At 65.0% G+C, this 22490-nt stretch carries 24 protein-coding genes and 2 tRNA genes; 5 read left to right on the top strand and 21 right to left on the bottom strand.

Annotation, left to right across the window (positions count from 1 at the left end; translation table 11 throughout):
- Positions 1 to 113 precede the first annotated feature (113 nt).
- The 3 genes from D9V34_RS15460 to uriH form a co-directional block, all read right to left on the bottom strand.
- Entirely contained in the window at positions 114 to 1049 is a 936-nt protein-coding gene (locus tag D9V34_RS15460) for a ribokinase (RefSeq protein ID WP_121689383.1), read from the bottom strand.
- Positions 1050 to 1160: 111 nt separating this feature from the next.
- A complete protein-coding gene (uriT, locus tag D9V34_RS15465; RefSeq protein ID WP_121689384.1) occupies positions 1161 to 2588 on the bottom strand; it encodes a uridine transporter UriT in 1428 nt (475 codons plus the stop codon).
- The gene (gene uriH / locus D9V34_RS15470) at positions 2588 to 3544 is read right to left on the bottom strand and encodes a uridine-preferring nucleoside hydrolase UriH (RefSeq protein ID WP_211250801.1); all 957 of its coding nucleotides are present in this window, start codon (positions 3542 to 3544) and stop codon (positions 2588 to 2590) included. The genes uriT and uriH overlap by 1 nt, the downstream gene beginning before the upstream one ends.
- A gap of 122 nt (positions 3545 to 3666) precedes the next feature.
- Between uriH and D9V34_RS15475 the strand changes: the two genes are divergently transcribed.
- Positions 3667 to 4692 carry a LacI family DNA-binding transcriptional regulator gene (locus tag D9V34_RS15475; RefSeq protein WP_121689385.1) on the top strand — a complete coding sequence of 342 codons (1026 nt, stop codon included), beginning with the start codon at positions 3667 to 3669 and terminating at the stop codon, positions 4690 to 4692.
- Between the two features lie 80 nt (positions 4693 to 4772).
- Here D9V34_RS15475 and D9V34_RS15480 read toward each other — a convergent pair.
- Both D9V34_RS15480 and D9V34_RS15485 read right to left on the bottom strand, forming a co-directional pair.
- Positions 4773 to 4849, bottom strand: a tRNA-Met gene (locus D9V34_RS15480).
- A gap of 32 nt (positions 4850 to 4881) precedes the next feature.
- Positions 4882 to 4953, bottom strand: a tRNA-Thr gene (locus D9V34_RS15485).
- Positions 4954 to 5157: 204 nt separating this feature from the next.
- On the opposite strand from D9V34_RS15485, the gene rfbB reads away from it, so the two are divergent.
- On the top strand, positions 5158 to 6156 hold the full coding sequence (rfbB, locus tag D9V34_RS15490; RefSeq protein WP_121689386.1) for a dTDP-glucose 4,6-dehydratase: 999 nt from the start codon (positions 5158 to 5160) through the stop codon (positions 6154 to 6156).
- A 141-nt stretch (positions 6157 to 6297) separates the two neighbouring features.
- Here rfbB and D9V34_RS15495 read toward each other — a convergent pair whose 3' ends face one another.
- The 16 genes from D9V34_RS15495 to D9V34_RS15560 all read right to left on the bottom strand — a co-directional run bounded on the left by D9V34_RS15495 (position 6298) and on the right by D9V34_RS15560 (position 18998).
- Positions 6298 to 6525, bottom strand: a complete 228-nt coding sequence (locus D9V34_RS15495; RefSeq protein ID WP_121689387.1) for a helix-turn-helix domain-containing protein — start codon at positions 6523 to 6525, stop codon at positions 6298 to 6300.
- Positions 6526 to 7293 carry a hypothetical protein gene (locus D9V34_RS15500; protein WP_147441712.1) on the bottom strand — a complete coding sequence of 256 codons (768 nt, stop codon included), beginning with the start codon at positions 7291 to 7293 and terminating at the stop codon, positions 6526 to 6528.
- On the bottom strand, positions 7290 to 8069 hold the full coding sequence (locus tag D9V34_RS15505; protein ID WP_121689389.1) for a hypothetical protein: 780 nt from the start codon (positions 8067 to 8069) through the stop codon (positions 7290 to 7292). The genes D9V34_RS15500 and D9V34_RS15505 overlap by 4 nt, the downstream gene beginning before the upstream one ends.
- Positions 8070 to 8142: 73 nt before the next feature.
- Positions 8143 to 8952 carry an inositol monophosphatase family protein gene (locus D9V34_RS15510; RefSeq protein ID WP_030149261.1) on the bottom strand — a complete coding sequence of 270 codons (810 nt, stop codon included), beginning with the start codon at positions 8950 to 8952 and terminating at the stop codon, positions 8143 to 8145.
- Between the two features lie 83 nt (positions 8953 to 9035).
- Positions 9036 to 9791 (bottom strand): amino acid ABC transporter ATP-binding protein, encoded by a 756-nt coding sequence (locus D9V34_RS15515; protein ID WP_030149260.1) that lies wholly within the window; start codon positions 9789 to 9791, stop codon positions 9036 to 9038.
- On the bottom strand, positions 9788 to 10666 hold the full coding sequence (locus D9V34_RS15520; RefSeq protein ID WP_245992048.1) for an amino acid ABC transporter permease: 879 nt from the start codon (positions 10664 to 10666) through the stop codon (positions 9788 to 9790). The genes D9V34_RS15515 and D9V34_RS15520 overlap by 4 nt, the downstream gene beginning before the upstream one ends.
- 13 nt (positions 10667 to 10679) lie before the next feature.
- Entirely contained in the window at positions 10680 to 11507 is an 828-nt protein-coding gene (locus D9V34_RS15525) for an ABC transporter substrate-binding protein (protein WP_030149258.1), read from the bottom strand.
- 101 nt (positions 11508 to 11608) lie between these two features.
- Positions 11609 to 12112: a cupin domain-containing protein gene (locus tag D9V34_RS15530; RefSeq protein ID WP_121689391.1), complete on the bottom strand. Its 504-nt coding sequence runs from the start codon at positions 12110 to 12112 to the stop codon at positions 11609 to 11611.
- Positions 12109 to 13404 carry an amidohydrolase family protein gene (locus D9V34_RS15535; RefSeq protein ID WP_121689392.1) on the bottom strand — a complete coding sequence of 432 codons (1296 nt, stop codon included), beginning with the start codon at positions 13402 to 13404 and terminating at the stop codon, positions 12109 to 12111. The genes D9V34_RS15530 and D9V34_RS15535 overlap by 4 nt, the downstream gene beginning before the upstream one ends.
- Before the next feature lie 260 nt (positions 13405 to 13664).
- On the bottom strand, positions 13665 to 14432 hold the full coding sequence (locus tag D9V34_RS15540; RefSeq protein WP_121689393.1) for a hypothetical protein: 768 nt from the start codon (positions 14430 to 14432) through the stop codon (positions 13665 to 13667).
- A gap of 10 nt (positions 14433 to 14442) precedes the next feature.
- Positions 14443 to 15615, bottom strand: coding sequence for a hypothetical protein (locus tag D9V34_RS17660; protein WP_147441713.1), 1173 nt, complete (start codon positions 15613 to 15615; stop codon positions 14443 to 14445).
- A complete protein-coding gene (locus D9V34_RS15545; RefSeq protein WP_121689394.1) occupies positions 15612 to 15911 on the bottom strand; it encodes a hypothetical protein in 300 nt (99 codons plus the stop codon). The genes D9V34_RS17660 and D9V34_RS15545 overlap by 4 nt, the downstream gene beginning before the upstream one ends.
- Positions 15904 to 16266 (bottom strand): SAV_915 family protein, encoded by a 363-nt coding sequence (locus D9V34_RS17665; protein WP_147441714.1) that lies wholly within the window; start codon positions 16264 to 16266, stop codon positions 15904 to 15906. The genes D9V34_RS15545 and D9V34_RS17665 overlap by 8 nt, the downstream gene beginning before the upstream one ends.
- A 168-nt stretch (positions 16267 to 16434) precedes the next feature.
- On the bottom strand, positions 16435 to 16683 hold the full coding sequence (locus tag D9V34_RS15550) for a hypothetical protein (protein WP_121689395.1): 249 nt from the start codon (positions 16681 to 16683) through the stop codon (positions 16435 to 16437).
- A gap of 99 nt (positions 16684 to 16782) precedes the next feature.
- Positions 16783 to 18498 carry an adenosylhomocysteinase gene (locus D9V34_RS15555; protein ID WP_245992049.1) on the bottom strand — a complete coding sequence of 572 codons (1716 nt, stop codon included), beginning with the start codon at positions 18496 to 18498 and terminating at the stop codon, positions 16783 to 16785.
- A gap of 80 nt (positions 18499 to 18578) precedes the next feature.
- Positions 18579 to 18998: a hypothetical protein gene (locus D9V34_RS15560; RefSeq protein WP_121689396.1), complete on the bottom strand. Its 420-nt coding sequence runs from the start codon at positions 18996 to 18998 to the stop codon at positions 18579 to 18581.
- A 166-nt stretch (positions 18999 to 19164) separates the two neighbouring features.
- On the opposite strand from D9V34_RS15560, the gene D9V34_RS15565 reads away from it, so the two are divergent.
- The 3 genes from D9V34_RS15565 (at position 19165) to D9V34_RS15575 (ending at position 22465) form a co-directional block, all read left to right on the top strand.
- The gene (locus D9V34_RS15565) at positions 19165 to 19899 is read left to right on the top strand and encodes a GntR family transcriptional regulator (protein ID WP_121689397.1); all 735 of its coding nucleotides are present in this window, start codon (positions 19165 to 19167) and stop codon (positions 19897 to 19899) included.
- 2 nt (positions 19900 to 19901) lie between these two features.
- A complete protein-coding gene (locus D9V34_RS15570; RefSeq protein ID WP_121689398.1) occupies positions 19902 to 20903 on the top strand; it encodes an ADP-ribosylglycohydrolase family protein in 1002 nt (333 codons plus the stop codon).
- A 155-nt stretch (positions 20904 to 21058) separates the two neighbouring features.
- Positions 21059 to 22465 (top strand): purine-cytosine permease family protein, encoded by a 1407-nt coding sequence (locus D9V34_RS15575; RefSeq protein ID WP_121689583.1) that lies wholly within the window; start codon positions 21059 to 21061, stop codon positions 22463 to 22465.
- Positions 22466 to 22490: the final 25 nt, after the last annotated feature.

Below are 22490 nucleotides of genomic sequence, written 5' to 3' on the forward strand. Positions count from 1 at the left end.
CCACCCTAGCCCGGCCTGGCGCAATCGGTGTGGCAAACACCCCGGGGAAATACCCCGTTAAACACGTCGCGCCGGCGCACCCCGAGGGGCACACCGGCGCTGCGCGTGAAGATCTAGCGGTGCGAGGCCACAAACTCGGCGAGCTGCTCCGAGGTCGGGTAGGACGCCTGCGCGCCCGCACCGGTGGCCGCGAAGCTGCCCACGGTCGCCGCATATCCGGCGGCCTCGGCCAGGGCGTCGCCGGCGGCCAGCCGCAGGGCGAGCGCTCCCATGAAGGCGTCGCCGCAGCCGGTCGTGTCCACCGCGTTGACCTTCGGGGAAGACACGGCAACCGCGTCCGCCTCGGTGTCAAATACGATGCTGCCGGCGGCCCCCGCGGTGATCACCGCACGCGGAATCCCGTGCTCGGTGAGTGCGGTCCGGGTCTGCTCGCCGCCGGCGGTCAGCACCTGCTCGGGGGTGAGCCCCAGCAGATCGGCCGCCTCGTGCTCGTTGATCAGCAGGATGTCGGTCAGCTCCAGCAACTCGGCGGGCACCGGGCCGTAGGGCGATAGGTTCAGCAGAACCTGAGCTCCGGCGGCACGGGCGCGACGGGCGGATTCGAGCACCACATCGATATCGATTTCCAGGCACAGGCAGAGGATCGAGGCGCGCTCAAACAGGCTCGCCGCCGCATCCAGCTCGGCCACACCCAGGCGACCATTGGCACCCGGGGAGACGATGATGGTGTTTTCGCCCTCGGCATCCACGGTGATCACCGCGGTTCCGGTGGCCACATCCGCCAGGGTTGCCACGTGTGTGGTGTCCACCCCCGAAGCCTCAACCGACTCGCGCAGCAGCTGACCGTTGGCGTCAGATCCCAGCGCCCCCACCATCGCCACGTTTCCGCCCAGACGTCCCGCGGCGACCGCCTGGTTTGCGCCCTTACCGCCGGGGATCACCCGGAGCTCGGACCCGGTGAGGGTTTCGCCGGGCTGCGGGAAGCGTGCCGTCTGCACCACGAGGTCGGCGTTCAGGGAGCCAACCACAAGAATCTGACCGTCGGTCATGGGGGTGTCCTTTCCTACCCGGGCGGGTGGTGGGGTGAGGGGATGGTGATACGTGTGGGTCCCCATCGGCGGTGGCCGACGGGGACCCGTCCCTAGGATATGAGGGATTGACTACTTGGTGGCGACCGGGGCCGAAACCTCGGCGTCCTTGGGTGCCGGGATGAGGAAGCTCATCGCGAAACCGGCCAGCGAGATGATCGCACCGGCAAGCATGCCCGCGCTGTATCCGGTGGTGGAGGTCGGGTCATTGGTCACGGTGAAGAGCACCTGCACGGCGGGCAGGATCGCGAAGCTCAGGCCCGCACCCAGGTTGAACGCACCGGCGTTGAGTCCCGGCAGGAAGCCGGGGTTGTCCTTGGGTGAGAGCACGATGCCCAGACCGTTGAGCATGATGTTTCCGATACCCGCGTAGGTAATACCCAGCAGTACGGTGGTCACGATCAGGACCGGCAGCGAGTGCACACCCACGAACGCCATCACCACGGTGCCCACAATGGTACCGGCCATACCGACCCGCATCACGTTGAGGTACCCGAAGGTCGGTGCCAGACGTCCGGCGAACGGACCGACGATCCATCCGGCCACCGCATAGGGCATCAGGAAGGCCAGCGAGGTAAAGTCGGCCCCCTTGCCAAATCCGGCATCCGGGTTCTGGGCGATCGAGGCGACCAGACCGTTGACCACCGCGAACACACCGGTCATGGTGAGCAGCGTGGTGACCAGCAGGGCCCAGCTCGAGCGCTGCTTGAGGTAGCGCGGCGGAACCAGCGGTGCGGCCAGGTTGGATTCGAGGATCCAGAACACCACAAACGAAATGATTCCCACCACGGGCAGGGCCCAGATAATGTACCAGTTGGACTCGTCGACCGTGCCCAGGAAGTTCAGGAAGGTCAGCAGCGAACCGATCGAGACGACCAACGGCAGCACACCCCACCAGTCCATCTTGGTGCCCTTGGACGGGCGGCTCTCGGGTGCCCACAGGAGCACAAACACGATTGCCAGTACGGCGACCACGGCCATGGTCCAGAACACTGAACGGAAGCCGTGGTTGGAGACGAGCCAGCCGCCGGCGAGGGCGTCGATACCGGCGATACCACCGTTGACGGCGGTGATGATTCCCATCATCGTGCCGTAGCGCTTGGGCTCGGTGATCTCGTTGCGGAGCATGAGCAGGGTCACCGGCACGACGGGCCCGGTCACACCCTGGATGATACGGCCCACAAACAGCATCTCAACGTTGGTGGCCAGTGCGGCCACGACGGTACCGATCGTCATCAGCACGAGCATGCCCAGCAGGACGCGCTTGCGGCCGATGATGTCACTCAGGCGCGGGAGGAACAGCGAGAACAGTGCCGCGGCGGTGAAGAACATGGTCTGCGACAGACCGATGGTCGCGTCGTCGGTGTTCAGCTCCTTGGCCATGGTGACCAGGGCGGGGCTCAGCATCGAGGCGTTGAGCTGGAAGGCGACACACGCCGCCAGCAACGCGGCCATCAGTGCGCCGACGCGCACGGCGGGCTTCTGGGCAAGGTTGTTCATTAGAAGTCGACCTCACCGATGTTCTCGAGTGCCTCGGTGACGAGGTTCCAGAAGCGCGGGGCGTCCAGCTCGGTGGCTGCCCAGGTGTTGCAGTCTTCGGGGGCCGCGGCACGGAAGTCGGCGACGGTCATACCGAGGGTCAGGGTGCCGGTGAGCTCGATGTCGATCGGGACCTTGACGGTCTTCACGATGGTCGGGTCGATCACGTAGGCCACGGCGCACGGGTCGTGGACCGGAGGTGCGGTGAAGCCCTGGGCGTCCTTATATGCGAGCGCGAAGAAGTCCAGCAGTTCGCCCACGAACTTGGCGGGCTTGGTGCCCACGGCGGCGATCTGGGCGGCAACCTCGTCGGTGGCGAGGGCCTGGTGGGTCAGGTCGAGACCGACCATGACAACGGGCCAGGACTCGTTGAAGACGATGTGAGCGGCCTCGGGGTCGATCTTGATGTTGAACTCGGCGACGGCCGACCAGTTACCCACGTGGTAACCGCCACCCATCAGCACAACCTCCTTGACCCGCTCGACGATGCGCGGCTCCTTGCGCGCGGCCATCGCGATGTTGGTGAGGCCACCGGTCGGAACCAGGGTCACGGTGCCGGGCTCGTGGGCCATGATGGTGTCGATGATCAGGTCGATCGCGTGGCGCGGGTCCAGCTCGATGGTCGGCTCGGGCAGCACGGGGCCGTCCAGTCCGGACTCACCGTGAATGTCGGGGGCAACCTCGATGTCGCGCACCAGCGGGCGCGAGGCACCGGCGGCGAAGGGCACACCGGTGATTCCGGCGACGCGGGCAACGGAGAGTGCGTTGTGCGTCACCTTGGGCAGGGTCTGGTTTCCCACCACGGTGGTCACCGCGAGCAGTTCGATCTCCGGGTTACCGTGGGCCAGCAGCAGGGCTACCGCGTCGTCGTGTCCGGGGTCGCAGTCCAGAATAATCTTCTTGGTCATTTTCCACATCCTTGGGGCAGGGCATCGCTTGGGAAGGGCGATGCGAGTAACGTCAAGCGCTTTACGATAACACGTTAATCGCTTGACGTACACTCGTTTGTCGGGTTCCGCCGCGGCGCTAGACTAATCAGATGCCACGCACCCCGTCCGCCGTCCCCCGCCCACGCCGGGTCACGGCCGCGCAGGTTGCCGAACTGGCCGGCACCTCGATCGCCACCGTCTCACTCGTGGTCAACGGAAAAACCGCCGGACGCGTCTCCGACGCCAATATCGAGCGGGTCAAGAACGCCGTCGACGAGCTCGGCTATGTGGTGGACCACACCGCATCCTCCCTCGCGCGCGGGACCAGCAACGTGGTCATCCTGATCGCCCCCGACCTCTCCAACCCGTTCTACGGCCGGGTCATCTCGGGCATCAAAAACGAACTCGGTAGCGAGTTCCAGCTCCTGCTCTCGGTCACCGGCGAGGGCCGCAACCCCAGCGCCTCGGACGTGCACCGGCTGATCGCCCTGCGCCCCGCGGGCATCCTGGTCGAGGCACCGGACGATGCCTTCCTCCGCGACCTTCCCGCCGGCGCCCCGCTGGTGCTCCTCGACGCCCCGGGCCGCGAAACCCAGGCCACCACCGTGAACTTTGACCTGGCCGACGGCATCAGCGCCCTGCTCGACCACCTGGCCGAGCGCGGCCACACCCGCATCGGCTACCTCGACAGCCGCACCCGCACCGAGACCTTCGAGCTGCGCCGCATCCTGGTAGAAAACGGTGCCCGGGAACGCGGCATCGAATACGTGTCCCTGCCCGAGGCCGCGAGCCTGATCGACCCCGATGCGGCGGCCGCGGTATTCGCCCGCTTCTGGCCCACCTGGCGCGACGCCGGAGTGACCGCCCTGGTGTGCGCCACCGACTCCCACGCCTACGGCGTCCTGAGTGCCGCCCGCTCCCTCGGTGTGAGCGTCCCCGAAGACCTCGCGGTCACCGGGTTCGACAACCTCCCGGCCTCGGCGATCGTCTCCCCCGCCCTCACCACCGTTGAGCTGCCCGGCGAAGCACTGGGACGCGGCGCGGTGCACGCCCTTCAGGCACAGCGCCTCACACCCGATCCGGTGGCAACCCCGCTCCTCGGTGCCACGCTCATCGTCCGCGGCTCAACCGCCTAACAGGATTCGACCCCGATCGGGCGGCCCCACAATCGGGCAAACAAAAAACCCGCATCCGAAGATGCGGGTGATGTTGGGTTTGGTAGCTGGAGCGGGATTCGAACCCGCGACCTCACGATTATGAGTCGTGCGCTCTCACCAACTGAGCTACCCAGCCGCGTTTCTCTCCCTATAGAAGGAAAGCGAACGAGCCCCGAGCCAGGATTGAACTGGCGACCCCTTCCTTACCATGGAAGTGCTCTACCACTGAGCTATCGGGGCGCTGCCTTTGCACTCTCGCGCTTGGCACATGAAAAGATTAGCACGCGCGCACTGCGGTCACGAAATCGAGGCGGCAAAACACGCAAAAGCCCTGATGCAATGGCGTTTTGCACACCCCCATAATTGGGCGTGTCCGCACCCTCGGATGCCTCATCTCACGGCGATTTCAGGCGAATATCCGTTGGGGCCGGTAGTATCAAGGGCGTGTCTAGACTTCTTGTAACCGGCGGTGCCGGGTTTATCGGCTCTAATTTTGTTCACTACGTCCTCGCGAACACCGACCACACGGTGACCGTGCTCGACAAGCTCACCTATGCGGGCAACCGTGCCTCCCTGGCCGGCCTCCCCGAGGACCGCTTCGAGCTCGTGGTGGGCGACATCCAGGATGCCGAGCTGGTTGACGGCCTGGTGGCCTCCCACGACGCCGTCGTGCACTACGCGGCCGAGAGCCACAACGACAACTCGCTGAACGACCCGCGTCCGTTCCTCGACACCAACATCATCGGCACCTATGTGCTGATCGAGGCCGCCCGCAAGCACAACACCCGCTTCCACCACATCTCCACCGATGAGGTCTACGGCGACCTGGAGCTGGACGACCCCAACAAGTTCACCTCGGAGACCCCCTACAACCCCTCGAGCCCCTACTCCTCCACCAAGGCCGGTTCCGACCTGCTGGTGCGTGCCTGGGTGCGTTCGTTCGGCCTGCAGGCCACCATCTCCAACTGCTCCAACAACTACGGTCCCTACCAGCACGTGGAGAAGTTCATCCCGCGTCAGATCACCAACGTGCTCCGCGGCGAGCGTCCCAAGCTCTACGGCACCGGCGAGAACGTACGCGACTGGATCCACGCCAACGACCACTCCTCGGCCGTGCTGACCATCCTGGAAAAGGGTGTCATCGGCGAGACCTACCTGATCGGTGCCGACGGCGAGAAGAACAACAAGGACGTCGTCGAGATGATCCTCGAGGGCCTCGGCCAGCCGCGCGACGCCTACGACCACGTCAACGACCGTCCCGGCCACGACCTGCGCTACGCAATCGACTCGAGCCGCCTGCGCAACGAGCTGGGCTGGGAGCCGCAGTTCTCCAACTTCGAAGCCGGCCTGGCGGACACCATCGCCTGGTACCGCGAAAACGAGGCCTGGTGGGCACCGGAGAAGGACGCCACTGAGGCCAAGTACAAGTCTCAGGGCCAGTAGCCGAAGGACGCCGCTCGACTCGGGGCAAAGTACAAGTCTCAGGGTCAGTAGCCGAAGGACGCCGCTCGACTCGGGGCCAAGTACAAGTCTCAGGGTCAGTAGCCCGCATAAAAACAGCCCCCGTTCCGACGGGGGCTGTTTTTATGTCTCGGGATCGAGTTTGAGCAGGTCGCCCGGCTCGCACTCCAGCGCCCGACACAGCGCGCTCAGCGTGGAAAAGCGGATCGCCCGCGCACGGTTGTTCTTCAGGATCGACAGGTTCACCACGCTCACCCCCACAATCTTCGACAGCTCCACCAGGGTCATCCCCCGCGCGATCAACAGCTCATCCAGCGCGGTAACAATCCCGCTTTCCTCCTCCGGCGGCATCTAAACCAGGCCCTCCACCTCGCGTCGAAGCCCGCGGTTGTCACGCTGTAACCGGGCGCCGATCCCGAAGGCAGCCGCCAGCGCGAGCAGCACCAACCACAGCCCGACCGGCCAAAAATCCGGGGTGAACGCCTGCGAACTGGCCAGAAACTGGCGGTTCAGCATCCCCGAGCTATCGGCATTCAGGATGTGTGCGGGCAGCGCACCCTCAAGCTGACCGGCGATCAGGTGACGGGCAAAATAGTTGGCAAGCTGTGCGCCCAGTCCCGCTCCCAGCCCCACCCACGCGGTAATCCGAAGCCACCGCACCACCCGCGTCTGGAACGGGGTGCCCGCCAGTAGGGCGTCGCAGATCCGAATGACCGCGAATCCCGCGGTCACAAACAGCGCGGCAATCAGCGCCGCATCCATCGCGAGCCAGAACCGTCCCCAGAAATCGGCGCCCTCCATCGTGAAGGCGGCGTGGTCAAAGCCACCCCAGAGGATCCTCACGCCGTCGGCCCCCACAACTTCGGGAAACGGCGTGACACCGGGCAGCTCCACCCGCGTCTCCGGCGACCACAGCGCCCTGCCCACACTGGCCACCGCCCCGAGTATGCCAAATCCCACGGTCAGCTGGCCGATGACGCGGGTCACAACCACCCGCCGGAGGGTGAGGGCATTGGGGTCCGAGCGCTTACCCGGCCAAAACAGCACCCCGAGGATCGCAAGCAGCACGGCACCACCCAGGACATACATCAGGATGATCCAGATCAGATCCATGTTCATACCAGTCCCTCAACTTCACTCTTCAGTCGGCGATTCGACGCACTCAATCGCGATCCCACCCTGAATGCGGTGGCCAGTGCCATCAGCACCAGCCACACCCCGATCGGCCAGAACTCCAGGGAGAACCCGAATCCCGGCCGGAAGATACCCGGAATATCCTCAAACGATTCGAAGGGCAGGCTGTCGGGCCAGGAGCCTGAGTGCACGTCGAAGGCCTGGGCCGAAGCCAGGTTGCGGCCAGACTGGCCGGCGATCTGAGACCCGATCCCCGCGGCGAGGAACACCCAGGCAGTGGTGCGCAGCCACGAGGCGATGCGGGTGTGGAATGCCTCCCCACGCACCAATCCGGCGCAGATCTGGGCCACACCGATCAGGGCCACCACCGCCATCGAGGCCAACAGCAAAACCTCACCCGCAAGCAGTGCGCGCGTCCCGAGGTTCAACCCCTCAACCGTGGCCACCACCTGGCTGATGGTGCCATCCAGCACCGTCGCGGTGGTCTGGTTCACCTCGACCCCCGCGGGGATCTTGGGCCAGATTGACCGGACCGGCAGGGTCAGATCAATCGCGGGTGCCCACAGCATCTGCGCGGCCTGCACCAGCGATCCCAGCCCCCATACCACGGCAAAGATCGCGGCCAGGTTGCGGGTCCAGCGGAGACGCGTGTACTCGGATCCCTCGAGATCTCCAAGCGGCGCCGTACGAGACGAGCGCGAAAAGACAACCATCAGCACAACCAGCACCGCCGCGACCGCGGCTAGTAATAACCCAAACATCAAACCCCACCCCCACTGCATAACGAATATCGTTATGCTAGCGGGGGTGGGGTCGTGGCCGCAAGGGCGGGTTTTAGCCCTCGATGCCGAATTCGATCAGCAGGTCGTGAACCTCATCAAACAGGCTCGGCAGCGCGCCCAGCACCAGCTCGGCACCGGGGGCGGCACCGCGGATGCCCTCGACACGGATACCGGCCTCACGGGCGATGATCGTGGCGGCAGCGTGATCCCAGGGCTTGGTTCCGACCTCGTAGTACACGTCGGTGTAGCCGGCGGCCACACCCACACCATCGAGGGATGCGGCACCCATCCGGCGGTAGTCGCGCACGCGTCCCATCATCTGCTGCATGATGCCGGTCTGCCACATGCGACGCTCGGCCGAGTAGGAGAATCCGGTGGCCACCAGGGCCAGGTTGAGGTCAACGTGGACATCCCCGCGGTGCAGGGTCCGTCCGTTGAGGGTGGCACCCTCGCCGCGCGCACCCAGGTAGGTCTCGCCGGAGGCGGGGTTCACCACGGCACCGGCCAGGCCGGTCCAGGTGTGGGGGTCGGCTTCGCCCTCGACCACGGCCACCGAGACCGCGTAGTTGGGGATGCCGTAGGCATAGTTGACGGTGCCGTCGATCGGGTCAACCACCCAGGTGAGGCCCGAGCTGCCCGATTCCGCGCCGCCCTCCTCACCAAAGAAACCGTCGGCGGGGCGCAACTCGGCCAGGCGCGAGCGCACAAAGGCCTCGACCTCACGGTCGGCGGCGGTCACAATGTCCTCGGGCGACGACTTGCTCTGGGCGATCCGAACCCCCTCCTCGCGGCGGGCGCGCGCCAGGGCGGCGGCCTCCACGGCGATGTCACGGGCAAGATCCTGAAGTTCACGTGTGGACATAGCGTTAATACTGTCACGCGGCGGGACCCGGGGCCAGTTTTGCCCGTGTCCCGCCGCGTGCACGTGTGTTCCGGTGTCGCCAGTTACCCCAGCGGGTTCAGTACCCGCGCCAGGAACTCCCGAGTGGCGGGGTTCTGCGGGTTCTCGAAGATCTGCTCGGGGGTGCCGGCCTCGACGATCACGCCGTCCTTGAGGAACACCACACGGTCGGCCACACGACGGGCAAAGCCCATCTCGTGGGTGGCCATCAGGATGGTGCTGCCGGACTTCTTCAGCTCACGCACCAGGTCCAGCACCTCCCCCACGAGCTGCGGGTCGAGGGCACTGGTGATCTCATCCAGCAGGAGCAGACGCGGATCGCTGGCAATCGCCCGGGCAATGGCCACGCGCTGCTGCTGACCGCCGGAGAGCCGGTCGGGGTATTCGCCCGCCTTGTCCCCCAGGCCGATCCGGGTGAGCAGTTCCAGGCCGCGCGCCTCGGCGGTGGCCTTGTCCTGTCCGTGGACCTGGCGCAGGGCGAGGGCCACGTTTGCCAGCACGCTCATATGCGGGAACAGGTTGTAATGCTGGAACACCACACCCACCTGGGCACGCACGGCGTCCGGCTTAACCTGGGGATCGGTGATGTCCTCATCCCCGAGGAAAATCTGGCCGTCATTGACCGGCTCCAACAGGTTGATCGTTTTCAACAGCGTGGACTTACCCGAACCGCTGGCACCGATCAGCACCACCACCTCGTGGGCGGCAACCTCCAGGGAGATTCCGCGCAGCACCGGGTGCTCGCCAAACAGCTTCCAGACGTTATCTACCCGCAGGACGGGCGTGGTGGACGAGGTCATACCGCGCCTCCGATCTGCTCGCGCTTCTGCGCTCGCGCCGTAAACCAGTCGGTGAGACGAATCATGGGCAGCGACAGCAGCACAAACAGGATGCCGGCCACCACGTAGGGGCTGAAGTTGTACTCCTGAGCGACCTGAATCTGGGCGGCGCGAATCGCATCCACGGCACCGAGAACCGAGATCAGCCCCACGTCCTTCTGCATCGACACGAAGTCGTTCATCAGGGCCGGGGTGACCTTTCGCACGGCCTGGGGCATGACCACCAGACGCAGGGTCTTGGCGTGGCTGAGCCCCAGCGCACGGGCGGCGAGGCGCTGCGAGGGGTGCACCGCCTCGATGCCCGCTCGCAACACCTCCGCCACATAGGCCGAATAGCAGAGGATCAGCGCGATGGTGCCCCAGAACTGCGCGGGCATCCGATCAAACAGGTTCAGTCCGGGCAGACCGAACCCCACTAAATACAGCACCAGCAGCACCGGAACACCGCGGAAAATATCCGTGTAACCGGCGGCCAGCAGGCGAATCGGGGTGAAGATCGGGCCGCGCAGGGTGCGGGCGATGGCCAGCAGGGATCCGAAGATCGCCACGCCGATGGCCGCAACCACGAGGACCTGAATGTTCAGCCACAGACCCACCAGGATCGGCCCGACCGAGGACACCATGGTGTTCCAGTCGAAGAACGATGCCTGAACCTGCGGCCAACCGGAACTGCTGAACAGTACCCCGAGCACCACCACCGCAAAAATCACGGTTGAGGCGACGCTGATCAGCACCGAGCGTTTGCCCTGGGTGCGACGGTAACGGCGACGGTCCAGCTCAACCCCCGAGGGGCTGAATGCCGGTGCGCCGGGCACGGATGACGAGGTACTGCTCACGCGGATTCTTGCCCTACTTCTTCGGCAGAACAGGAGCGCCCTTATCGGCGATCCACTTCTGAGCGAACTTGTCCAGGGAGCCATCCTTGCGCAGCTCGTCCACGGCCTCGGTGACCTTCTTGGTCAGCGCCGAGTTCTTCGGCAGCAGGATCGAGAGCTCGTCGCCGCCCTTGGTGGTGTCGATCTGGCCGACGTTGACGCCGTCCTTAACCTGCTCGGAGTCGATGATGTAGAACGCGGTGGGCACGTCGGTGACCAGGGCGTCGATCTGACCGTTGTTCACGGCGGCGGCGAGGTCATCGGTGTTGTTGAAGACCTGCACCTCGGTCGAGGGGTTGATCTCCTCCTTGACGATGTTCAGCGCGGTGCTCCCGGCGGCCACACCGATGTGTGCGTCCTTGAGGTCGGCGAGGCTCTTGGCTCCGGAGAACTTGGAGGACTTGGTGGTCACTACCGACTGCTTGGTGACGTAGTAGGGGCTGGAGAAGTCCACGGCCTTTTCGCGCTCGGGGGTGGCCGAGTACTGCTGCAGGTTGAGGTCAAAGTCCTTGGGGCCCGGGGCGATGGCACCGTCGAAGGTGGTGCGCACCCAAACGACGTCCTCCTTCTTGTAGCCGAGCTTCTCGGCCACGGCATAGGCCACGGCGGGCTCGAGGCCCTCGCCGTTCTCGGGCTTATTGTCGACGGTCCACGGCGAGTAGGCGGGTTCGCCGGTCGCGATGGTGAGCTTGCCGGGGGTGACGGTGTCGCCGGCGTTGCCGCCGCCGGATGCGCAGCCGGTCAGCGCGAGCGCTGCGGCGGCGGCCAGGGCGATGACGCCCAGGGTGATTTTGCGAGACATTCTGGTTCTCCTGTGTGCGGTCGGGGTAGGGATCGTTGGGGGTGCGTTAAAGAGTACGTGGCGGCGAAGCGATTGCCACCAATGTTTCGGGAAGCCCGAAGCTAGTCGCCGGTGGGAGCTGTGTCGCCCGGCCCGTGCGTCGCGGCCGCGGCGGCGGTATCGGCAGCCACAGACGGGTCGGATTCGGCGGCAAGACGCCAGTCGGCGAAGTCGAAGCCGGGGCTGACCAGGCAGCTCACCAGACCGTCGCGATCGCGCGGACGCGAACGCTGCCAGACTCCCGCGGGGACCAGAACCTGCTGCTGTGCACCGGGGGTGCCGGGTGCATCCAAGACATGGGTTTCCGTGTGCGTGGGCTCAGCAGCGGTGCCACCGAAGTGCACCTCGATCGGGCCGGGACCATGCCACAGCCACATCTCATCACTCGACACCACGTGCCAGGCGGCCTCCTCGCCGGGCTGCAGCAGGAAGTGGATGACCGTGGCGGCCGGACGCTCCCCGCCCGGGGTGGACACCGGGTGGGGCGAGGCGAAGGTGCGTCGGTACCAGCCACCCTCGGGGTGCGGGGCCAGGTCGAGCTGGGCGATCAGGGGTGAGGTGGTCATTTCGAGTCCTCTCGGCGGAAGCGTTCCACTCCGGCGATGATCGTGCGGGCCACCCGACCGCCGCCGCCCTCGACCAGATCGGCGAGGGTTTCGGCGGGGGTGGTCACCGGAATGTCGAAGAAGGCGAGGTCGGCGAGGGCACCCACCACGAGCTGACCGATCCGGTCCTTGCCCACGTTGAGTCCCATCGCGGTGGCACCACCCAGGGTCGCGGCGGCAAACAGGCGCTCGTGCAGGTCCGCCTCGGTGTAGCCCTGACGGCGGGCAACCTTATAGAGCAGCGCCAGATCGTCCATCGGGTCGAGGCTCGGCGAGGAGGAGAGCGAGTCGGTGCCGACGGCGATCGCGCTGCCCTCACGCAGGTAGTCGGCGACCGGCGGCATATCCAGACCAATGATCTCGTTTGAGCGGACACAGAGCGCGACACTGGTGCCGCGCGCACGCAGCAGCGCACGGTCCTTGGCATTGACGTATACGCCGTGGGCAATATGACAGTCCGGTCCGAGCACACCCAGGTGATCCACATACTGCACCGAGGATACGCCGATGCCGCGCAGACGTAGTGCTCGGAAGCTGTCGGCACCGAGGGCGGGCCACTCGTCTCCGCCCACCTCGCGTTCGCGCTCCATGTGAGCCTCGGCCAGGTGGATGTGCAGGCGCATCCCCTGCTCGCGGACGAGATCGGGGATGTCGAGCAGCGGCTTCACATCTAGCGAGTAGGGCGCGTGCGGGGAGACACCGGCACCGGGCGGGGTGGGCAGCTTGCGCACCTGTTCGAGGACCTCGTTGCGGGCCTCGATGGTCCAGTCCTGGTTGCTCTTGCCGTAGACCTCCCAGTAGGCGATGCCGTGCATGTTGGCATCGTGCAGGGCGCTGGCAGCCTCGGTGTCGGTGACCACGTCGGCGGCGGCGGTCACACCCGCGGCCAGTGACAGTGCGGCACCCTCGGCGGCAGCGGCGGCCCAGTCGTGGTCTCCGGTGCCGTAGGCCTCGTCGAAGGAGTCGCCCCAGTCGTCAAATCCGTTGTAGTGCAGGCTGGCAACCTTGGCCATGCCGGTGTACTGAAGGTGGGTGTGGGCGTTGACCAGGCCGGGGGTCAGCACCCCGGGCCAGAACTCCTCGGTAAACTCAATGCCCTGGTCGGTCAAGGCCGCCAGTACCCAGGCGCTGTCGCCCACGTGCAGGATGCGGTCGCCGCGCACGGCGACGGCTCCGTGGGGGATAGCGGGCCCGGTGACGGGCAGCACGAGTCCCGCGGTGTAGACCACGACGGGGGTGGGGACGGCAGACATGTGTTCCTTCGGCTCGGGATGGGGCGGACTTCGGCCCAGACTGCCCGAGCGGCGCACATCCCGTGGATGGGGCGCGCAGTTGCGGCGGGAGACGCCCCCGAACCGAATCGCACCGGGTGGGTGCAACCGTGAAAACGGGGTGAGCCGGGCGGGTGAGCCCTACGCACCACTGTGGGCGGACACTCTCGATCATAATCCGCTTTGTCCGCCGAATCACATCGGGGGCCGTGGGGCGGGCCCGACGAGCTTAGACGAACCGACTATAAGTGGTCCGCGCCTCGGTACGCCTCCTCCACCCGGCGTAGCGCAGCCTCGGGATCGCGCAGGAGTTCACGCTGCTCGGGGTGTTCGAGAAAGTAGCGCACGGTCCAGTACAAGACGTTCACATCTGTACCGGTGAGGCGCGAATCTACCCTGATCGGGGAACCCTGCTCTTGATGCAGATAGATGTACCGCCCGCCCCCGATCCCGTGCGCAACGTCGATCGATACGTCCCTCAGTCGCGTCCACGGAATGTCCACGGAGGCACCACCCCGGACTCCATAAATGCAATCAGGAGTAATCGAAAGCCCTGCGGGAGAGCGGAGCTTCCATAGTTCCCAAATCGAACCGATAATTCCGACAATCAGGAAGAGCCTGAGGTGCCGCGCTGCACTGTATCCTCCGCTTCCGAACGTCGCCCAGTGGTAGCCACCGACAACTACACACATCATCATGCACATGGGATTGGCCAGCACCACGGCCCAGGAGGGCACCAGGTTCAAACGATCCGAAGTGTGTGCAACCCGAACAGTGCCCGAATCGGGATGCCGCCCGTACATGATCGCGACCCAGGTGAGGCATAGAACGAGGATGAGCCAGAGGATTGCCGCGCCGCGCACTGCCGCAGAGTCCGCCATAAATAGTGTCAGCGTGATCCCCGATAGCGCGGCTACCCCCAAAAAAATCGGGAGGAACACGCGAATGTCTGACCAGGAGCGCTTGGGATCATTCAGAATCTGAGGGCACGAAATGTGAAATAACGTCATGGTTTTTCCCTCAAGGATAGAAAAGTCGTGGCATATAAGACCCTGGAATCGTGCTCGAGTTGGCAATCGCTCGAGGCACCTCCACTGCTATTTGTTCCCGAGTATCAATTTCTACGGATTTCGTATAGATAGCTCTTGCTGCCTCAGATGCAAGCCAGCTCACACCCAATACTGCAGCCACAGATATAACTAGCGGAGCTTCAACGATGGTGGCAATTGTTGCAGTGATTGCCCCTGCAGCGGAACCGGCGAGCACTCCGGTCACGACGAGCCCCGGGTCCTCTCCCGTCGCAATTTCTAGACCAGCCGTAGCGAGCATGATCGATGGGCCTCCAAATTTGAGGAATTTGCCCACTTGCATGATCTCTGATGTCGCAAGCCGAGCCTCTCTGAGGCTGTTTCGCGCAGCACCGAGGTCAACTTTTCGAGCTGGCCCGCTGACTGCAGGATTGCCAGATTGGATGCTTTTCTGAACCACCGCGATATCCTCGGCGAGCTTCTGTGATCCCTGTAGCATTTGTTGCAAGGCTTTATCGTGTCGCTGTGTCGTTGTTTCAATCATGGCGTCAAGAATTAGTCCGTTTTGCTCTCGCAACCGTTGTAACTGTTGATCTACCGAGCGGAGGTCCGAAATTCCTTCGAGTAGGGGTACGACGTTCTCAGCGTTCCACTGCGCCTGATCAATCCACCAGCCTTCAACTGCGAGCGCAATTTGGTCATAGGTATCTGCCATTTCTTGGTATTTCTGGGCGGCCTGTTCCTGCTCAACGGCACTACCTTCTGGCAATGGCGCCATGCTGCACATAATTGAATTTGCATTGATAGGAAAGGTTATGAATTCACCTTTAGAGACAAGTAGTCCAACCTGCGAAGCTCTTGTTGCTGATCCAGCAAAACCATCTCTCCCATTTTCAACTCGGTACGCAAAAGCACGCAACGTGCTAGCAGCTCTCTTGACGTAGTCGTCAATCCCAGCGAACTCATTTTGAACTCGCGACAGAGCTTCACGAAACGCGTCTCCGGCTTCTCCGTGCCAGCTCTCGGAAGAGTCGCGTTCGGCCTGCGAGAACCCTTCTTTCAGAGCCGCTAATCCAACCCTGAGGCTATCGTCCATCCACGTCGCCATTGAGCGGACCGTTTGCATATCACCGGGAATCTGCAGACTAATACCAAGCCCAGTCATTCTTTCAGCTCCTGCCCTATCGGGCGCAGTTGGTCAACAATAGATTGATCGGCCATGCAAAGTTCGCCGGTAACTTGCCCAGCGATCGTCGTCAGAGACTTGGCAAGCACAATCAAACAGCTTGCCGCAGACGTCGACGCCCCAGCAATCTGAACAAACGCCTCGGTCAGCTCAGAGGATCCGGCATCGACCCCCGCGGGTAGTTCATCAATCGAGTCGCTCACATCGTCTGCATCCGAATTTAACGACGACATCATTCGCAGAACATCTGCTGTCTGGACGCTGATATCAGTCATCCAAACGCTTCTTTCTGGACCCTGGACCTGCTAATTTATGTCCGCCCTCGGCAACGTGTGTCGCCTGCGATTGTCCTTGCTTTGACACAGGAATCTGATTCGGAATGGGTTTGTCCACCGAGATGATTTCAAACCCAAGTTCTTGTTGCAACAGCCCCATAGACTCTGTCTGAATGAGCATCCATGCCTGGTCTCGACCACAGCAATTTGCAAGGCGGTCAAGCGCGGTGTATGCGAATATCGCCTTTCGTCCGTCAGACAGTTCCGCCACAGTGGTCGTCGGCTGGTTGTCGCTACCTACTCGTGAAACAGGCAAATATAAAACCGGAGGTACAAGGATTTCGCCTCGATCCATGGTTACACCTTCGCTCTCTGTAGTTGAGTTAACTTAGCAATCCGCAGTAGTGAACTCATCCTCGTGACGCCCATTGACGCTGCGGCTGGCGCAAAATGGACCGCTGCCCAAGTTCCGAGTCATTTCAGTACCGCAACGAACAGGAATGTATGCGTTCCGCAGTGCGCATCAGGACCCAACGTTCCGTCGCATCTCAGACACCGCGGCGTCGCCACTCAGCTTTCCACGAGCAACTTGTTCGAGCAGGGCCCGCAGCACTGGATCCGAAAGCTCGTGCCCTGCGAGGGCCAGCGCTGCGTCTGCAAACGCCACGTGTTCGATAGCGTCGGCGGACAGGTTGGTCGTCTCGGAATCGGGGTGGGACGGTAGACGCTGCACAGCCGCAGTACCGTCAGCGGCATCGGTTTTGTCGGACATGGTGGGCTCCTTTCGTGAGCCCTCACCAGCCTACGGATCGCGGTGCTGGCGCACACCCCCTGCTCTGCGTATGCCTCGAACTCTCAGGAGGCGTGGACGCTACACGGAAGATTCGGAACGATACCGGTGCGTGCTCCAGTGCTGCGCCGCGCCGCCCACACGGCCGGGGTCAGTGGGGATGTCGACGGCGGTGCGGCCCATCCGCTGTTCCAGGACCAGCGCGGCCACCTCAGCTTCTGCCGCGGTGTCGATGGGGTGCAGGCCCGGTTCGAGACCGTCCCGGCAGAGCTGTCGCAGGGCAACCAGCTGGGTTGCGAATGACAGATCCATCACCTCGATCGGGTTCCCCTCGGCGGCGGTGTAGTTGACGCCCCCGCCGTCCGCGAGCACGTAGACGATTTTTGCCGGGGTTGCCGGAGCGGACCAGGCGGACAGATCGGGCTCCACCCGGCGCACAGTCCAGCCCGCGGCGTGGGCATCATCCAGCGCGATCTCATCGTCGATGCCGCCGGCCACCGCGATCACGGTATCCTCGCGGACGCGGGTCAGCAGGTCGAGACCCACCGTGTGCCACACACCGGTAGCACTCACGACCACGTCCACGGTGTCCACCTCGGGATCGGCGATGCTCGAGACAACCCCATAACCGTCGTGAGCCGCGGCGAGTGCGCGGACCGGATCCCGTTCGAGCACCAGCACCTGCGCGCCGAGCGCCGCCGCGTGACGCGCGACGCCCTGGCCCACGGGTCCATATCCGATGACCAACCAGACTGCCCCGATCACGTCGCGGCGTGGAAGCGTGCGACCCGGATTCTCAACCGGGTCCAGCAGGTCAGCGATGGCCAGCACGCAGGATTGGCCGGTGCCGTGGAGGTTGTCAAAAAGGCCCTTGGTGCGCGCATCGTTAACCGCGATAACCGGGATTCGTAGCTCGCCCTCGGCTGCCATCTCGACCAGCGGACGCACGCCGCTCGTGGTCTCCTCCGCCGCCCCGCGCAGGGTTTCCAGGGTGCCCCGGCGCTCGGTGTGGGCCAGGCGCACCAGGTGCGAACCGTCATCGATCAGCAGGTCGGGGTGCCAGTCCAGGATGCCCGCCGCATTGTCGGCGTCGGTCTCGGCGGACCCCGCGCCACCGGGAGCGAACACTCGAACGCCACGGGCGCTGAGCGCCTCGGCCACCGCCGGGTCGGTCTCGCTCACGGCCGAGAACACCGCGACCTCGGCACCGGTGTCCCGCAGGGCGAGCGCGAGGGCCGCGGTTTTCGGTTCCAATACCAGGCTCACCCCTACCCGTCGTCCGCGCAGCAGACCCGAACCGGAGAGATCATCGGCCAGGGCGTGGGTAGCGGGCATCGCCGTCCAGGCCCAGTCAATTCGGTCGTCCGCATTGTCGGCACCGGGCGTGACAAACATTTCGATCGCCCCGATGGCGCGACCCTCACGAGCGAAGCCCACCACCCCGGCACGCAGTTCGGCACCGGCCCAACCCCGCGCAGTGAGGGCGCGGGAGATCCGGGTATTGGGATCATCGGAGACCAGCAGCGTCAGGGTCTCGCCCGCGGCCACGGCAAACTCCGCGGCGAGCGCGCGGGGATCGGCTGTGCCGTCGTCGGCCAGGAAGACCAGCCGTGCGCGATCGGTTCCCCCCAGTCGAACACCAAACCCGGAGAGGACACCACGCAGCGCCTCGGCCACATCACCGTGTCCACGCACCTCGATTCGGGTTCCGGCAAACAGCAGATTGGTGCGGGCGGCGGCCAGACGGATCAGGCGCTGGGCGCGGATCCGCGGGTTGTCGCTGAGGGGTGCGGACATGGGGTGCTTTCCTCCGGGGACAGGATCCCTTGAGCGTATCAACCAGTCGGGGCGACAACCAGCCGGGGCTCGGCAACGCGCTATTGTTCTGGCGGCCGTCGCCCAAAGGTCCCCCGCCAGGCGTGCCCCAGGCGCTCAAACCAGGGGTCGCGGCGCTGCCCGTGTGGGCCGGCACCACGGACCAGCGACACCCACGCCCACCACCACGCCTGCCGCTCGGTCCCGTGGGTGATCAGGAATGGGGAATCGGCGTTTTCCACGTGCCAGTCGAGCAGCGTTTTGAGCCGATCCCCGGCCCCATAAACGTGTGCGCGGCGAATTCCCGCGTCGGCGAGCGCCTCGAAGAATCCCTCCACGAAGCTGTCGGTGGTAAAGGCCGTGGTGTAGGCGTAGATGGTTGCGTTTTCCGCCCCGGGGTCGCGAGCCAGCGCTCGGCGTACGACCCTTTCACCCTCGGTGCGGGTGCTATTGGATCGGCGTAGTCGGATGGTGATGGTCATGGCGTCCTCCCGGAGATTTCCTGGTTGGGTCATGCTTTCCGGGACCCTAACACGGGGGAAATGGTGCCTTCCAACGATCTGACCGGGTTGTCCGCCATAGCCCGAACAGCCTGTACAGAAAAACCGACACTTGCTGTACAGGTTGTGTACACGTATAGTGATCGATATGAACACCCAGGCAACGGGGCCGACCCCCAAACGTCAGCCACTCAAGCGGATCGAAATCGCCCAGCAACTGCGCGAGGCGATCGTTGAGGGCACCTACGGCAACGGCGAACTCCTTCCCGGAGAAAACGAGCTCGCCGACCGGTTCGATGTGAGCCGAGGCACGATCCGTCGCGCCCTGGAATCCCTCGCCGAGGAACACCTGGTGGACACCCGAACCGGCATCGGCTCGTTTGTCACCTTCGACGGCCACGCCCTGGACCAGGGAGCCAGCTGGGGAAACGCGCTCGCACTCGGCGGCATCCAAACCTCGGTGCGGATCCTGCGCGCCGAGCGTATCGTGGATCCCGAGCTGGCCGCGTCGGTCTCCCCCACCGGCATGGAGTTCCTGGCCCTTGACCGACTCCGCCTCCTCCCCGATGGCACCCCGGTGTCACTTGAGCGCAGCCGCGTTCCCTTTATCGGTGCGCTCGCCCGCGTCCCCGAGCACGGCCTAGTGGGCGACTCGCTCACCACCACGATGGGCGAGGCCGGACTCGTCCCCGCCAGCGGCGAACAGTGGGTGTCGGCCACCCCGCTCAGCGAGGCCGATGCGGCCCTGCTGGAGCGCGCGAGTGGCGACCTCTTCCTCAACAGCATTCGGATCACCCGGGACTCCGGCGGCGCCTTCATCGAGAAGGTGGTCTCCTGGCTCGATCCCGCCCACTTCCGCCTGCACACCTACTTCGGAGCATGATCATGACCCACACCACCCCCGGCGAGCGCGCACTCGCCAGCCTCACCGGTCTCGCCCTCGGCGATGCGCTGGGCATGCCCACGCAGTCGATGTCCCGCGCGCAGATCCGCGCCGACTACGGCACCATCACCGGCATGATCGACGCCGGACCGCACCAGGAGATCGCCCACGGGATGCCCGCCGGATCGATCACCGACGACACCGAGCAGGCCCTACTGCTGGCCGAGCACCTGATCGCCGGCAACGGCGAGGTCAACGTGACCGAGTTCGCCCACGCCCTGCTCGCCTGGGAAGCCGACATGGCCGCCCGCGGTTCCCTCGACCTGCTCGGTCCGTCCACCAAGGCCGCCCTGGAACGCCTGACCGCCGGGGTTCCGGCCTCCGAATCGGGCAAGTTTGGCACCACCAACGGTGCAGCGATGCGGGTGGCCCCGATCGGGATCGCGCATCCGGTGGATAACATCGCGGACTTCGTGGATGCCGTAGCCCACACCGCCGAGGTCACCCACAACACCACGCTGGGGATCGCCAGCGCCTCCGCCGTGGGCGCGATGGTCAGCGCCGGTGTGGCCGGGGCGAGCCTCACCGAAGCCCTGGACATCGCGGTCGCCGCGGCGGCCGAGGGTGAGAAGCGTGGGAACTGGATCGCCGGCGGCTCGATCTCGCACCGCCTGCGCTGGGCCCTGAACTGGCTGCCTACGGTTCCCGTATCCGAGCGGGAGGATGCCCTCTATCACGTGATCGGAACCTCGGTCGCGTCCCAGGAATCGGTGGTCGCCGCGATCGCCCTGGCCTCACTCAGCGAGGACCCTTGGGACACCCTGTGCCTGGCCGCGGGCCTCGGTGGCGACACCGACACCGTCGCCGCGATCCACGGGGCCGTCCTCGGCGCCGTACACGGACCGGATGCCTGGCCGAGCGACGCGGTCGAGCTGGTCACCCGCGTCAACACCCTCAACCTGCCCCACACGAGCGAGGCTCTCCTCGCCCTGCGCTCCCGCTAGGAACGCACCGACCCCACGCGTTCCTGCGCGGAACGCAGGATCACAGAAACGTACCTCCCCGCGCTCTTCGCGCCGTCACACCCCTCGCGGGTGTCCTTCCCGTCCCCGAAAACCGCCGACGGAACCTATTCACACAACGAAGTTTGGAGACCATCATGAGTGAGAGCACACACGGCTCGCTCACCGCCGTCGAGCAGCGAGGGATCGAACCGGTCCCCAGCAGCGAGCGCACCGGAAAGCCATTTGAGCTGTTCTGGGTGTGGTTCGCCGCGAACATCTCGATCCTCGGCATCCCGCTGGGTGCCACCCTGGTTGCCGTTCAGGCGCTCAACATCTGGCAGGCACTGCTGGTGGCCGTGATCGGTGCCGGCGGGTCCTTCGCCCTGGTGGGTGTGGTCTCGATCGCCGGTCGCCGCGGTGGCGCCCCGAGCATGACCCTGTCCCGGGCGACCTTCGGTCCGCGCGGCAACATGGGCCCCACCTTTGTCTCGCTGCTCTCGCGCTGGGGTTGGGAAACCGTCAACACCACAACCGCCGCGTTTGTACTGCTGTCGCTGTTCTCGATCCTGTTTGGTTCCTCGGCCAATGCCAAGTCGGTTCCGGTGCTCACAATCATCGCGATCCTGGTGTTTGAGGGCTGCACCCTGCTGGTGTCGGGCCTCGGGCACGGCGCGATCCTGGTCATTCAGAAGTGGGCCACCTGGATCTTCGGGGCACTGAACATCTTTGTGGGCATCTTCCTGATCGCCAACGTCAACTGGCACGCGGTCCTCTCGGCACCGGGCGGCTCGTTTGGCGCCGTTCTGCTGGGCGTTGCGACCATCGCCGCCGGAACCGGAATTGGCTGGGCCAACTCGGGTGCCGACATGGCCCGCTACCAGCACGCCTCCGCCAAGGCCGGCCACCTGATCATGGTCAGCGCCGCCGGTGCCGGCATCCCGCTGGTGCTGCTGATCGGTCTGGGCGCGCTGCTGACCGCCGGCAACCCCGAGCTGGCCTCGGCCACCGACCCGGTTGCCGCGATCCGCGAGCTGCTGCCGACCTGGATGGCCGCCCCGTACCTGATCGCCGCGTTTGGCGGGCTGCTGCTCTCCAACCACCTGTCGGTGTACTCGGCCGGGCTCACCACGATCACCCTGGGATTCCGGATCCGGCGTGTCTACGCGGTCGCCGTGGATGTGGTGGTGACCCTGATCGGTTCGCTCTACTTCATGCTCGGGGCCGACTCCTTCTACGGACCGTTCATCGCGTTCATCTCGCTGCTGGCGATCCCGATCACCGCCTGGCTGGGTGTCTTCCTGGCCGATATGATCCGTCGCCGCTGGTATGACCCGGAGGCGCTGCTGGACATGTCGCCGGCCGGACGCTACTGGTACCGCGGCGGCATCGAGTGGCGTGCCACCGGAGTCTGGATCGTTGCCCTGGTTGTGGGCTATGTGATGCTCGCGATGGATCAGGGCGGTATCGCCTGGCTGGTCACCCTGGTGATCGCGGGCCTCGGCTACCTCGCCCTGGGCGGTGCCCGCGGCACCGTCAGCGATCCCGAACTCGGCCGCAAGTAAACCTCTCACTACCCGAATTACCCGC

This window comes from Mycetocola lacteus, from assembly GCF_003667575.1.
Classification (GTDB): domain Bacteria; phylum Actinomycetota; class Actinomycetes; order Actinomycetales; family Microbacteriaceae; genus Mycetocola; species Mycetocola lacteus.

Excerpts from the sequence above, each read along its gene's own strand:
- D9V34_RS15495 (WP_121689387.1), bottom strand. The coding sequence starts at position 6,525 with ATGCCGCCGGAGGAGGAAAGCGGGATTGTTACCGCGCTGGATGAGCTG.
- D9V34_RS15475 (WP_121689385.1), top strand. The coding sequence starts at position 3,667 with ATGCCACGCACCCCGTCCGCCGTCCCCCGCCCACGCCGGGTCACGGCC.
- D9V34_RS15555 (WP_245992049.1), bottom strand. The coding sequence starts at position 18,498 with ATGTCCGCACCCCTCAGCGACAACCCGCGGATCCGCGCCCAGCGCCTG.
- uriH (WP_211250801.1), bottom strand. The coding sequence starts at position 3,544 with ATGTGGAAAATGACCAAGAAGATTATTCTGGACTGCGACCCCGGACAC.
- D9V34_RS15540 (WP_121689393.1), bottom strand. The coding sequence starts at position 14,432 with ATGACGTTATTTCACATTTCGTGCCCTCAGATTCTGAATGATCCCAAG.
- D9V34_RS15535 (WP_121689392.1), bottom strand. The coding sequence starts at position 13,404 with ATGTCTGCCGTCCCCACCCCCGTCGTGGTCTACACCGCGGGACTCGTG.
- D9V34_RS15575 (WP_121689583.1), top strand. The coding sequence starts at position 21,059 with ATGAGTGAGAGCACACACGGCTCGCTCACCGCCGTCGAGCAGCGAGGG.
- uriT (WP_121689384.1), bottom strand. The coding sequence starts at position 2,588 with ATGAACAACCTTGCCCAGAAGCCCGCCGTGCGCGTCGGCGCACTGATG.
- D9V34_RS17665 (WP_147441714.1), bottom strand. The coding sequence starts at position 16,266 with ATGGATCGAGGCGAAATCCTTGTACCTCCGGTTTTATATTTGCCTGTT.
- D9V34_RS15505 (WP_121689389.1), bottom strand. The coding sequence starts at position 8,069 with ATGTTTGGGTTATTACTAGCCGCGGTCGCGGCGGTGCTGGTTGTGCTG.
- D9V34_RS15460 (WP_121689383.1), bottom strand. The coding sequence starts at position 1,049 with ATGACCGACGGTCAGATTCTTGTGGTTGGCTCCCTGAACGCCGACCTC.
- D9V34_RS17660 (WP_147441713.1), bottom strand. The coding sequence starts at position 15,615 with ATGACTGGGCTTGGTATTAGTCTGCAGATTCCCGGTGATATGCAAACG.
- D9V34_RS15545 (WP_121689394.1), bottom strand. The coding sequence starts at position 15,911 with ATGACTGATATCAGCGTCCAGACAGCAGATGTTCTGCGAATGATGTCG.
- D9V34_RS15560 (WP_121689396.1), bottom strand. The coding sequence starts at position 18,998 with ATGACCATCACCATCCGACTACGCCGATCCAATAGCACCCGCACCGAG.
- D9V34_RS15530 (WP_121689391.1), bottom strand. The coding sequence starts at position 12,112 with ATGACCACCTCACCCCTGATCGCCCAGCTCGACCTGGCCCCGCACCCC.
- D9V34_RS15550 (WP_121689395.1), bottom strand. The coding sequence starts at position 16,683 with ATGTCCGACAAAACCGATGCCGCTGACGGTACTGCGGCTGTGCAGCGT.
- D9V34_RS15500 (WP_147441712.1), bottom strand. The coding sequence starts at position 7,293 with ATGAACATGGATCTGATCTGGATCATCCTGATGTATGTCCTGGGTGGT.
- D9V34_RS15515 (WP_030149260.1), bottom strand. The coding sequence starts at position 9,791 with ATGACCTCGTCCACCACGCCCGTCCTGCGGGTAGATAACGTCTGGAAG.
- D9V34_RS15570 (WP_121689398.1), top strand. The coding sequence starts at position 19,902 with ATGACCCACACCACCCCCGGCGAGCGCGCACTCGCCAGCCTCACCGGT.
- D9V34_RS15510 (WP_030149261.1), bottom strand. The coding sequence starts at position 8,952 with ATGTCCACACGTGAACTTCAGGATCTTGCCCGTGACATCGCCGTGGAG.
- D9V34_RS15565 (WP_121689397.1), top strand. The coding sequence starts at position 19,165 with ATGAACACCCAGGCAACGGGGCCGACCCCCAAACGTCAGCCACTCAAG.
- D9V34_RS15525 (WP_030149258.1), bottom strand. The coding sequence starts at position 11,507 with ATGTCTCGCAAAATCACCCTGGGCGTCATCGCCCTGGCCGCCGCCGCA.